The following is an 11179-nucleotide window of genomic DNA, read 5'->3' as shown; positions in this document are numbered from 1 at the left end:
ACTGGAGACCTCCATGACGACGGTATCGATCCCCTGCTCTGCCATCACGGCGAACAGAGCATGCAGTTGCGGAGCTTCCGGCGTGGTCAGAGCGCTGGGCACCCGGCGGCCGTCGATTCGAGTCTCGATGGTCCCGACCAGGCCGGGCTTGCGGCCGGCTCCGGCAATCGCAGCTTCGAGCAAGTACGACGTCGTGGTCTTGCCCGATGTACCGGTAATGCCGACGACCTGCATCTTCTCCGAGGGCCGGCCGTAGATTTCCGCGGAGATCTCACCGAGCACATCCCGCGGGTTCGGATGAACGAGAACTGGGACGGACCGGTCAGGCGCCTTGTCCGCGGCCTCGATCAGTTCGAGGCCGGCCTCGTCGGTCAAGATCGCGGTCGCACCACGCCCCAGAGCGTCGACGGCGAACTGAGCGCCATGGGTCCGTGCACCGGGCAGAGCGGCGAAGAGGTCATCGGTCACGATTCCCTGCGCACGCAGGTCGACGCCCTTGACGACGACCTCCGAGGACTGTGATCCCGGTTGCCCCACCCATTCGAGGCGAGCCCCGGACAGTTCGGAGAGCGCCGTGATCGCGGTAGCAACCGGTTGTGTCGGACGCGTCCCGGGAGCGCCGTCCGAGTTCGACGATTGCAAACGATTCGGCACTGTCACTCGACTCCTGGCAATTGTCGTTGTTCTATCGCGGTCGTTGTCTATGGCGGTCGTTGTCTATGGCGGTCGCAACGCAAGCAAAGTTCGGCGCACTGCGATGAATGAGGTTACTGCGACGTTTGAGATTACCGTGTCCGGGATTCACCCGAAGACCGTGTCGAAACCGACACACCGCAATCAGTCCGCCTGCAACACCAACTTGCGACCGGGGTCCGGCGACATCGGGACACTGTCACGCTGGAGCATCCACGACGCGATGTTGTGGAACAACGGTGCCGCCGACTGACCGCCGCCGCCGTCCACGCCGCGAACCGGTGCGTCGAGCATGATTCCGATCACGAATCGAGGATTGTCCGCAGGCGCGATTCCCGCGAAGGTGATCCAGTAGTTGGAGTTGGAGTAGCACTTGCACGCGGGATCCACCTGCTGCGCGGTCCCGGTCTTTCCACTGACCTGGTATCCCTCGACGCCCGCGGCAACACCGGTTCCTCGTTGGTTGCCGGTGTCTTCCTGAGTGACCGACCGGAACATGTCCCGAACAGTCGCCGCTGTCTGGGCGCTGACCACCTCGACGCCCTCGGGCTGCGGCGTCTCGGTCCGCGTGCCGGAAGAGTCGACAGTCGACTTCACGATCCGCGGAGGAATTCGCACGCCGTCGTTGGCAATGGCCTGGTACATCCCGGTCATCTGCAGGGTTGTCATCGAGAGACCCTGCCCGATCGGCAGGTTCGCGAAGGTTCCGCCGGACCACTGGTCGCGACTTGGAACGCTGCCCGCGCTCTCGCCGGGAAGTCCGACGTCGGTGCGTTGTCCGAGGCCGAACCTGTTCAGCATGTCTGCGTAGCGATCCTCGCCCACTCGCTGAGCGAGCATCAAGGTGCCGACGTTCGAGGACTTTCCGAATACACCGGTAGAGGTGTACGGGGCCACACCGTGATCCCACGCGTCCTTGACTGTGGCACCGGACATCGTGATGCTGCCCGGGACCTGCAGAACTTCGTCCGGAGTTGTCTTACCGTCCTCGATGGCCGCTGCTGCGGTGACGATCTTGTTCACCGATCCGGGCTCGAACGGCGTACTGACCGACGGATTGCCCATTTCGGCTGTCGGCGCGTTCTTGTCGATGCCGATTGCGGGGTTGAAGGTGCTGTCGTTGGACATGGCCAACACCTGTCCCGTCTTGGAGTCCATGACCACAACCGAAGCGTTCTTTGCGCCCGACTTGTCCTTGGCGATCTGGACCTGCTGCTGAACGTAGAACTGGAGGTCCGAATCGATGGTCAGCTCGACACCCGAACCGTTGACTGCCGGTTGCTTGTCACGCCAGCTGCCGGGGATCACAGCGCCGTCGGAACCGCGGTCGTACGTTTCGGATCCATCGGTTCCGGCGAGCGTGGAGTCCATCGAATCTTCGAGACCGAGCAAACCGTGCCCGTCCCAGCCGGTCGCGCCGACGAGATTCGCGGCCAGAGAGCCACCGGGGTACTCGCGGATGTCCTGACGCTCGAGGCCGACCTCCCGGAACTTGTCCGAGATCTCGGCAGCAACCGCCGGATCCACGCTGCGCGCGAGGTACGTGAAAGTCTCGTTGCTGTTCATCTTCTGAAGCAGATCTTTTTCCGGAACGGTATCGCCGAGCTTGGCGTGGATTCCGGCGGCGATCTCGGCGAGGCGATCGCTCACTTCCGGCGCCTGCTTGTCACCCTCGGCGCCCTGCTCGATGCTCTTGGCGCGCGCTTCCTCGAGTTCCTTGCGTACCCGCACCGGCTGGAAAGTCAGCGCCTTGGCTTCCATGGTGAAGGCGAGGGGGTTTCCGTTGCGATCGGTTATCGAGCCACGTACAGCCGGATCGACCTGCGTCGTGGTTCGTTGATTGGCAGATTCCGCAGCCAGACTCGGCGCGTCGATTCCCTGAATCCACAAGAGCTGCAATGCCGCAACGGCGAGCGCACCACACATGGTGATACGACCGACTCGCTGACGAAACGGAAATGAGGCGGTGGCCGAGCGGCGCGGACGCCGACCGGGGTTGTTACGGGAGTTCTGACTCACCGACGTTCCTCAGGCGGAGCAGGCACCGCCGTCGTGGTGGCGGGTGCTGTCGTCGTGGGGATCACAGGAACCAATTGTTCACTCTGCGCGAGGTTTCGCGTGTTATTCGGAACGCTCGGCGTGGCTCCGGGAGCAACCGGCGTTGTGGTGCGCGGGGGTGTCGCAGTCGGTGCGGGCACCGATGTGGGCGCATCGAGCGGCGGCATAGCTCCGGCAGTCGCGGGAGTCGGCGTTCCGACGACCTCGACCGAACCGTCCGGATGAACTACCAGTCGTGCAGGGTCCTTGGCGGGGACCATGCCGAGAGCGCTTGCCTGATTTGCCAACTCCGGAGCCGAGTTACGCGACTGGAAGTCACGTTCGAGCGCTGCTTTCTGCTCGACCAAAGACTGGTTGTATGCACGTGCATCACTGAGTTGGTACGAATCCTCGGCAGCGCGAGTGGTCAGCAGCAGAGTCACCGCGAGACCGATGGACAGAAGTCCGATGACGGAGGCCACGAACGGCACTCTCCCCTTGAGCATCGCCCGAGGAGAGATAGACGGGCCGGCAGCAGCGACAGTTCCGGTCCGGCCTGCCGCCCGTGCGGTGCGCTTGTCGTATGCACGTTGCGCTGCACCGGATTTGCCCTGACGACTCATGCCCGCCTCCTGGAAATGCGTTCTGCGGCACGCAAACGCACCGGAGCTGATCGTGGGTTCTCTTCGATTTCCTGCTCTGACGCACGTTCTGCGCCACGGGTGAGAATGCGGAACTCCGGTCCCATACCCGGCAACTCGACCGGTAGTCCTTCAGGACTGGTGGACTTCGAGCGGGGAACCAACTCCGCCTTCACAACTCGATCCTCGAGCGACTGGTAGGACATGAACACCACTCGCCCACCGACTGCCAGTGCGTCGAGCCCGGCAGGAACGGCTGCACGAAGCGAATCCAACTCGGCATTGACTTCGATCCGCAGCGCTTGGAAGGTGCGCTTGGCCGGGTGTCCCCCCGTACGCCGCGTGGCTGCCGGGATTGTTCGGTACAGCAATTCGACCAGAGCTGCACTGGTGGTGAAGGGTTCACGCTCACGCTGCCGAAGGATCTCGGACGCAATCTTTCCCGCGAACCGTTCTTCGCCGTACGTGCTCAGAATGCGAGCAAGGTCGCCGTGACTGTAGGTGTTCAGGACCTCTGCCGCGGTCAGCCCGACCGTCTGATCCATCCGCATGTCGAGAGGAGCGTCGATCGAGTACGCAAAACCTCGGTCGGCTTCGTCCAACTGCATCGACGACACACCCAGATCGAAAAGGATCGCGTGAACCGACTCCGTCGACGGCAGACCTGCCTGTTCGAGCGCGTCCTCGATCCCGTCGTACGTGGTGTGCACGAACGTCGTTCGGTCCGCGAATGGCGCCAGACGCTCGGAAGCGATCCGGAGTGCGTTGGTGTCGCGATCGAGACCGATGAGGTGAAGGCCCGGGTACTTGCCCAGGAAGAATTCGGAGTGGCCACCGAGCCCCAACGTCGCATCGATCATGTATGCGCCCGCTCCACCGTCACCGACGGCGGTGATGGCAGGGCCGAGAAGATCGTCGGCGCGGTGCAGAAGTACAGGGACGTGCGCGAAGCCATCGGCATCCGAGGGTTCGTTCACCTCGTGATCCACCATGATTGCTCCGGCTCCTACTTTCATGATTTCCGATGACTTTTCGAAAAGGTGCTGACTTTCCGAGAAGGCGATGACTGTTCGAGAAGGCGAATGCTTCGAGGTCCCTGCCCGAAGGAGAACCTGGCGCTGGGGAAGTGCGTCAGGGTCTTTCCGGGCAGAGGCCTCGCGGCATTCGCCGGGGGCTCTTCGCCTAGACGATCTCGCTGAGAGATTCGCCTGTTGCCTGCGAATAGTCCTCTTCGTTGTCTCCGAGATACCTCTCCCAGGCTGCTAGATCCCAGATCTCGAGGTAATCGACGGAGCCGGTCACTACGCATTCCTTGGACAGGTTTGCGTAACGCCGATGATCAGCCGAGAGGGTGATTCGCCCCTGGGCATCGGCGTGCTGTTCATCTGTGCCGGCGGCCAGAGCACGGACATACGCCCGAGCTGCCGGATCATTGCGTGGAGCTGCCGCTGCCTTTCGAGCAAGCTTGACGAACTCGTCCCGGGGGTAGATGGCGAGGCTGTGATCCTGACTCTTGGTGATCATCAATCCTCCTGCCAGTTCGTCTCGGAACTTTGCCGGCAACGTGAGCCGACCTTTGTCGTCGAGCTTCGGCGTGAAGGTACCGAGGAACACTCGACACCTCCTGCGAGCTTGCGCTGAAACCCTCCCTATCGAGCGGATCGTGCTTCAGCTCTCCGCCCGAACCCACAGTACCCCACTTTCCCCCACAAACAAGGAGCACATGGTCCCTATTCAGCATCATTTGCTGATAAATAGCAGGTCAGCGCAGGTGGGGAGACGTGGGGGAAATTTGTAACCGTGTCCCGGCCCACACCGCCGTCAGATCGACCCTTTACGCCACGATCTGTTGCTCCCCCACACAAAATCGCAGTACAAGCGCGGTTTTCGAATAGACGTGAGCGGGACGAGGTCTGGTCGTGCGTTGCAGTTCGACCAGGGTGGAGGAAAGTGGAGGGCCGAGTGGAGCGAAGTGGAGGAAGCCCGCGGGCATGCCCTGAGGCAGCAGGAGTGGCGAGTGATTCGCTCGCACGTCACTGATTCACTCGATGGATTGCCGGCGCACACGTACAACACCCACAGCAACGGCGTGTGGCGGTCGGCAACCTTGGTTGCCGACCGCCACACGTGTGGTCGTCCGTGCCCTGAAGAGGGCGTCACGTCCGAACTGCATCACTCTCGAAGTACGCCCGAAGAAGGGCGGGAGAGCTAGTCCTGCTCGAACCTGCGTTTGAATCGATCTTCCATCCGCGACGAGAATCCGCCGCCAGACTTCCGGCCGCGTCCCCGCCCGGATCCGCCGGCACTACCCCTACCCGGCGGACCGGAGGGATGATTGCCACCTTCGGAAGCGGAGTCGGCGGCCGGCGCAGACTTACGTCCACCACCCCAGAGGAACAACACCCCTGCGCCGAACATGAACAAGAAACCGAACAGGCTGATGATCGGAAAACCGCCCGGCTTGAGCGGGAGTGCAACCCCCGCGATCAGCAGGACCAGACCCAGCACGAATAGAGCCGCTGCTTGGAACCGCCGTCTACTCGACGGCGCCCGCATACGGCCGCCCCTCACATTGGAGGCGAACTTGGGGTCTTCGGCATAGAGAGCGCTCTCGATCTGATCGAGCATGCGCTGCTCGTGCTCGGAGAGTGGCACGGTACCTCCCCCGGCACTGGAAGTTTGGCAACCACCCCACGGTGTGAGGCGGCGGGTAATCAAGTTGGACGATTACCTGTTTTCATAATACGAGCAGTTTAGGTCTCGGACCACCAACTCCGGGTACGAGTTCCGCCACAAGCGTACGTATTCGTGCCGAAGGGCCCCGATTCGGCTCCATTTGCCTGTGCGGACCAGGAAATTCCCCGGAAACAACTGCCGACACGGACCAGTTGTTCACTACGCTCGCAAATGCTCGGACGCGTCCTGACCGATGAAATCTTCGACCGCCGTGAGAAAACGGCCGACCTCGGCGAAGAATGCGTCGGAATCGGAGTCCGTGATCACGATCGACACGCCGGTTTCCACGGCCGCACGCGTAGAGGACCACCCTGCGAAGAACTTCGACCACGCTCCGAACGCGGGCGCTGCGGCGTCCATCAGAACCCACGCGTTTCCGCTTCGCTTGCGCTTCGAGCCGGCACCGGCAGGAGCTGCGGCCAACACTGCCCCGGCACCACGTAGGGCCGCCAGGTAGGCACACCGGAACCGGTCGGCAGGATCGCCCGCCCCAATCGCTTCCTCGAGAAGCGCATCCGCCTTCCGGAGCAGCCCCCACGCCACACCGGACTTTCCCACTCGAGCAGTGCGGTGGCTGGCGTCCGTCGCGCCGAAGGACCGCCTCGCCGACATCGGCAATCGAGAAATTGCGGCATCCGACGGACTCGACAACTCGGCAGGAAGAGTTCGTTGGCACTTCACACGTTCAGGCTTCACACGCTCGGACATCGGGGCACCTCCTGCACCGTGAGGATCCAAGACCAGGTGGGCCGGAGATGCCCGCTTCCCTTCGGGCATCTCCGGATCACCAACATCGAACATCTGTTCGACCTATTCAATATAACTGCACCCACCGACACGCCGTCAAGAGAAGAGGTGAGACCGGTCGACCCGCAGATCGCCTGGACACCACATACGGTCGACCTCGATCGCGCAGAATTCGCGAGTCGACTCCACGAGGCACTGGCCGTGTACGTCACCGCGATGGACTATCCGCGAGGAACCGAGTTCCATCGCGCACCGATGTGGCAGGAGCACGCGAACCGGCCTGGCTGGAAGGCCGTCGGCGCATTGGCGGTTCCTCAGCAACCGTCACACGAAAATCTGCCGCTGGTGGGGATCGCTTACGGGTATCGCGGGAGCCCGGACCAGTGGTGGCATCAACAGGTACTGCACGGGCTTCGGCGCTCGGGTCGTCCCCAGAGCGAGATCGACGCGATTCTGAGCGACTACTTCGAACTCACCGAACTCCACGTGCATCCGAACGGACAAGGTCACCGGTTGGGCGAATCGCTATTGCGTCACCTCCTCGTCGATCGACCCGAACGTAGTGTGCTGTTGTCGACACCCGAGGTGTACGACGAGGACAACCGAGCCTGGCGGCTGTACCGTCGCCTCGGCTTTCGTGACGTGCTCCGCAGATTTCGTTTTGCTGGCGACAACCGGCCGTTCGCAGTCCTCGGCCGTGGACTGCCGCTGTGAGCGCGCTTCTCGACGCCGTCGTCGTCGGCTCCGGACACAACGCGCTCGTATCGGCCGCCTACCTCGCACGCGAGGGTTGGTCGGTCGAGGTTCTGGAGAAGGACACGGTTCTCGGCGGCGCCGTCTCGACCGTCGAGCGATTTCCCGGATACAAGGTGGACCGGGGGTCGTCGGCACACCTCATGATCCGACACAGCGGCATCATCGAGGAACTCGGACTCGGCGCGCACGGACTGCGCTACATCGACTGTGACCCGTGGGCGTTCGCGCCGCCCGCCCCGGGCACCGGCGGGCCGGGCATCGCGTTTCACCGCGACCTCGACGCAACCTGCTGGTCCATCGAACGAGCATGCGGGACAAAGGACGCCGACTCCTACCGGCGATTCGTCGCGGTCTGGTCGGAGCGCAGTCGACATGTCATGAAAGCGTTTTCCGCACCGCCCACCGGATCGAACCTGATCGGTGCGTTCGGAGGTCTCGCCACCGCACGCGGCAACAGCGAACTGTCTCGGCAGTTCCTCGCGCCTGGCGACGCACTGCTCGACGAGTATTTCGACAGTGAGGCACTCAAAGCAGCGCTTGCGTGGTTCGGCGCCCAGTCCGGGCCTGCGATGTCGGAACCGGGAACCGCTCCGATGGTCGGCTTCGCAGCCCTCATGCACATCTTGCCGCCAGGGCGAGCAGTCGGTGGAAGCGGCGCACTGAGTGCTGCGTTGGCCTCCCGGATGGCCGTCGACGGCGCCACGGTCGCGCTCGGTGACGGCGTGACGTCGATCCGCCGAAACTCGAGTCACTGGACCGCCACAACCAAGAGCGGTCGAGAAGTTCACGCTCGCAAGGTAATCGCCGGGTGCCACATCCTGACCACGCTCGACCTCCTGGGCCGAGGGGGCTTCGACCGAACCACGCTCGATCACTGGCGGCGGAAAATCAGGGTCGGCCCCGGCATCGGCGCGGTACTTCGACTGGCGACATCCGCGCTTCCGTCGTACCGCGGCGACGCCACGACACGGGAAAGTACCTCGGGATTGCAATTACTCGTCTCCGATCGCGCACACTTGCGCACTGCACACGGCGCAGCACTGGCGGGGGAACTTCCTCCTCGCCCTGCGGTTCTCGGAATGAGTTTCAGCGGAATCGATCCCACGATCGCCCCGGCCGGTCGGCATCAGGTGACACTGTGGTCGCAGTGGCAACCGTATCGCCTCAGCGGACATCGCGATTGGGCATCGGTCGCCGAGGCGGAGGCCGACCGGATCGTCGGCGAGATGGAGGCTTTCGCACCCGGGTTCGCCGATTCCGTCCTCGACCGGTTCATTCAGACCCCCCGGGACATCGAGTCGGAATTGGGGATGATCGGCGGAAATGTCATGCACGTCGAGATGTCACTCGATCAGATGATGTTGTGGCGACCGCTTCCGGAACTGTCCGGCCATCGCGTTCCGGGAGCAGACGGGTTGTATCTGACCGGAGCATCGACTCATCCCGGTGGCGGTGTGTCCGGAGCCAGTGGTCGCAGTGCGGCTCGAATCGCACTGTCGGACAGCCGCCGGGGCGCGACTCGTCGTTGGATGCGTCGTTCGAGCAGGTCGTGAAGGTCACCCGCCGAACTTCACCCGCCGACACGCCCCCGCCTCGATGACTGGCTACGCCACGGCTGGCACGATGACCACTGTGCAACAGTCCACCGATCCCGCCGCCAAGCCGACCAGTCGGAAACGTTTCCTGACGGTTGCCGCGCTCGCCCTCATGCTTGTTCCCTTGCTTGCCGGGTGCATCCGCGTGCAGGTGTCGATGGGAGTGTCCGCGAACGATCGTGTGACCGGACAGGTGGTAGCTGCCGCTATTCCGGCGAACGAGGCGGACAAGGGTCCGCAGCTGACCCCACCTTCGTCGCTGGAGGACAAGATACGGGTTCAGGAGTACAAGAAGGACGGGTACGTCGGCAGCCAGGCGTTCTTCAGCGACTTGTCCTTCGGTGACGTCGCCCAACTGGGCTCCATGTACGCCGAGGGGTCCGGGTCGTTCCAGATCACCCTCAAGCGATCCGGGGACACCGTCACGCTCGACGGCAAGGCAGACCTGAAGACGGTTCCAACTCAGGGCGCCGACGTCCAGGTCAGCATCGCCTTCCCGGCACGGGTCGGCACGACCAACGGAACACGAGACGGCGATTCCCGGGTGTCGTGGACCTTGCCCGCCGGCGAGGTGTCGACAATGCGCGCCGAGGTCAACTACGCGGACCCAAGCACCCGAAGCTTCGCCGGGTGGGCAGGAATCATGGCCGGGCTGGCGCTCGGTGTCGCGATTGTCGTCGGTGCGATGGCCTGGATGGCGCGCAATCGAGCACCGATCAAGCGCGCGCCCGCCGCGAAAGCACCGGTCATGAAGACGCCTGTCACGAAATCACCTGCCAGCAAGCAAGCTGACAACAGGAATCCGAAAAACACCACGAAGTAGCGCCTGGCGATTGCCCCACTCGATTGGTGTCGAGCGGGGCAACCGGGATCAGACGGCTTGCGCTGTCCCGACAGAGGTGTCGGGGGTGAGACCGAGTCGCTCGAGGACCTCACTGGTGGCGCGCGCAAAGTTCAAAGTGATGAAGTGCAGGCACGGAGCGCCTTCGGCGATCAACCGCTCACCCATCTCGGCGGCCAGATCGATGCCGAGTTCGCGGACCGCTGCACGGTTCTCGTCCGGACCGCTTCCGGCCGCGGCGTCGAATCGACGCTCGAGAGCGGGGGGCAACGACGAGCCCGAGAGCTCGAGCATGCGCCGCACCGAGCGCAGCGACGTCACCGGCATGATCTCCGGGATGATCGGCTTGGCGCCCTGTTCTGCGTCGTACGCACTCACCCGGTCACGAAGACGCAGGTAGTCCTCCACGTCGAAGAACATCTGCGTGATCGAGTACTCGGCGCCGGCACGCAACTTCGACACCAGGTACTTCGTGTCGTATGCCAAGTCCGGAGCGCGGTAGTGCCCCTCGGGGAACGACGCGACGCCGACGTGGAAGTCGCCCAGGTCACGGACCATCCGCACGAGTTCCTCGGCGTACTCGACGCCTTCGGGATGCTTCTTCCATTCGCCGAGCGGATCGCCGGGCGGATCGCCGCGCAATACGAGGATGTTGCTGATCCCACGATCGGCGTAGGCACCGACCATGGCGCGAAGCTCTTCGGTGCTGTGTGAGACAGCAGTCAGGTGAGCAACCGGCAGCAGGGTCGTCTCTTCGGCAAGTTCGCCGGTGACACGCACCGTACGATCGCGCGTCGAGCCACCTGCGCCGTAGGTCATCGAGACGAATGCCGGTCCGAGCCGCTCGAAGGTACGCACCGCACGCCACAGGCGCGCTTCGGCGTCCGCGTCACGCGGCGGCGAAAACTCGACCGAGAACGGAATACGGCTACCTGTCGAGGAAGCGATCCGATCGACGATCGACGGTGTTCGGGTGGCCCATCCCTCGCTGGAGCGGCCCCTGACTGGATCGAATGTCACCGGTCAAGCATATATTTTCCAGCTGCAAACAAGCTCATCGCCCAGTACTGCGTATCCCGAATGTCAGGATCGCGCAGTTCACGGCCCGACCCGCCGTTGATTCCAACCCCCAC

At 63.4% G+C, this 11179-nt stretch carries 11 protein-coding genes; 3 read left to right on the top strand and 8 right to left on the bottom strand.

Features of this window, described 5'->3' with window-relative positions; all coding sequences use genetic code 11:
- The 7 genes from A2J01_RS18380 to A2J01_RS18345 form a co-directional block, all read right to left on the bottom strand.
- Positions 1 to 654 (bottom strand): Mur ligase family protein (locus A2J01_RS18380; protein ID WP_231915824.1); only part of this gene is annotated, 654 nt, incomplete at its 3' end.
- A gap of 183 nt (positions 655 to 837) precedes the next feature.
- Complete coding sequence (locus tag A2J01_RS18375) at positions 838 to 2712, bottom strand: peptidoglycan D,D-transpeptidase FtsI family protein (protein ID WP_003941764.1); 1875 nt, start codon at positions 2710 to 2712, stop codon at positions 838 to 840.
- Positions 2709 to 3353, bottom strand: coding sequence for a hypothetical protein (locus A2J01_RS18370; RefSeq protein WP_003941715.1), 645 nt, complete (start codon positions 3351 to 3353; stop codon positions 2709 to 2711). Before A2J01_RS18370 ends, A2J01_RS18375 begins: the two co-directional genes overlap by 4 nt.
- The gene (rsmH, locus tag A2J01_RS18365) at positions 3350 to 4363 is read right to left on the bottom strand and encodes a 16S rRNA (cytosine(1402)-N(4))-methyltransferase RsmH (RefSeq protein WP_007730079.1); all 1014 of its coding nucleotides are present in this window, start codon (positions 4361 to 4363) and stop codon (positions 3350 to 3352) included. The genes A2J01_RS18370 and rsmH overlap by 4 nt, the downstream gene beginning before the upstream one ends.
- Positions 4364 to 4553: 190 nt before the next feature.
- Positions 4554 to 4985, bottom strand: a complete 432-nt coding sequence (gene mraZ, locus A2J01_RS18360) for a division/cell wall cluster transcriptional repressor MraZ (protein WP_003941779.1) — start codon at positions 4983 to 4985, stop codon at positions 4554 to 4556.
- A 594-nt stretch (positions 4986 to 5579) separates the two neighbouring features.
- Positions 5580 to 6026 carry a DUF3040 domain-containing protein gene (locus tag A2J01_RS18350; protein ID WP_003941660.1) on the bottom strand — a complete coding sequence of 149 codons (447 nt, stop codon included), beginning with the start codon at positions 6024 to 6026 and terminating at the stop codon, positions 5580 to 5582.
- Between the two features lie 240 nt (positions 6027 to 6266).
- Entirely contained in the window at positions 6267 to 6815 is a 549-nt protein-coding gene (locus tag A2J01_RS18345; RefSeq protein WP_231915823.1) for an SAV_6107 family HEPN domain-containing protein, read from the bottom strand.
- Between the two features lie 147 nt (positions 6816 to 6962).
- Between A2J01_RS18345 and A2J01_RS18340 the strand changes: the two genes are divergently transcribed.
- The 3 genes from A2J01_RS18340 (at position 6963) to A2J01_RS18330 (ending at position 10028) form a co-directional block, all read left to right on the top strand.
- Positions 6963 to 7568 (top strand): GNAT family N-acetyltransferase, encoded by a 606-nt coding sequence (locus A2J01_RS18340; RefSeq protein WP_003941672.1) that lies wholly within the window; start codon positions 6963 to 6965, stop codon positions 7566 to 7568.
- The gene (locus tag A2J01_RS18335) at positions 7565 to 9163 is read left to right on the top strand and encodes a phytoene desaturase family protein (protein WP_064113271.1); all 1599 of its coding nucleotides are present in this window, start codon (positions 7565 to 7567) and stop codon (positions 9161 to 9163) included. Before A2J01_RS18340 ends, A2J01_RS18335 begins: the two co-directional genes overlap by 4 nt.
- A gap of 70 nt (positions 9164 to 9233) precedes the next feature.
- On the top strand, positions 9234 to 10028 hold the full coding sequence (locus tag A2J01_RS18330; protein ID WP_063892119.1) for an LppM family (lipo)protein: 795 nt from the start codon (positions 9234 to 9236) through the stop codon (positions 10026 to 10028).
- A gap of 48 nt (positions 10029 to 10076) precedes the next feature.
- Here the strand turns inward: A2J01_RS18330 and A2J01_RS18325 are convergent, their stop codons facing one another.
- Positions 10077 to 11066, bottom strand: a complete 990-nt coding sequence (locus A2J01_RS18325; protein WP_064113270.1) for a methylenetetrahydrofolate reductase — start codon at positions 11064 to 11066, stop codon at positions 10077 to 10079.
- Positions 11067 to 11179: the final 113 nt, after the last annotated feature.

This window comes from Rhodococcus sp. EPR-134 (assembly GCF_001647205.1).
In the GTDB taxonomy this organism is placed as follows: Bacteria; Actinomycetota; Actinomycetes; order Mycobacteriales; family Mycobacteriaceae; genus Rhodococcus_F; species Rhodococcus_F qingshengii.
Note: the sequence above shows the minus strand (reverse complement) of the source record. Positions and strands in the feature narration are given on the sequence as shown.

What these genes read in the sequence shown, in the direction of transcription:
- rsmH (WP_007730079.1), bottom strand. Translation starts at nt 4,363, where the DNA reads ATGGTGGATCACGAGGTGAACGAACCCTCGGATGCCGATGGCTTCGCG.
- A2J01_RS18330 (WP_063892119.1), top strand. Translation starts at nt 9,234, where the DNA reads ATGACCACTGTGCAACAGTCCACCGATCCCGCCGCCAAGCCGACCAGT.
- A2J01_RS18345 (WP_231915823.1), bottom strand. Translation starts at nt 6,815, where the DNA reads ATGTCCGAGCGTGTGAAGCCTGAACGTGTGAAGTGCCAACGAACTCTT.
- A2J01_RS18370 (WP_003941715.1), bottom strand. Translation starts at nt 3,353, where the DNA reads ATGAGTCGTCAGGGCAAATCCGGTGCAGCGCAACGTGCATACGACAAG.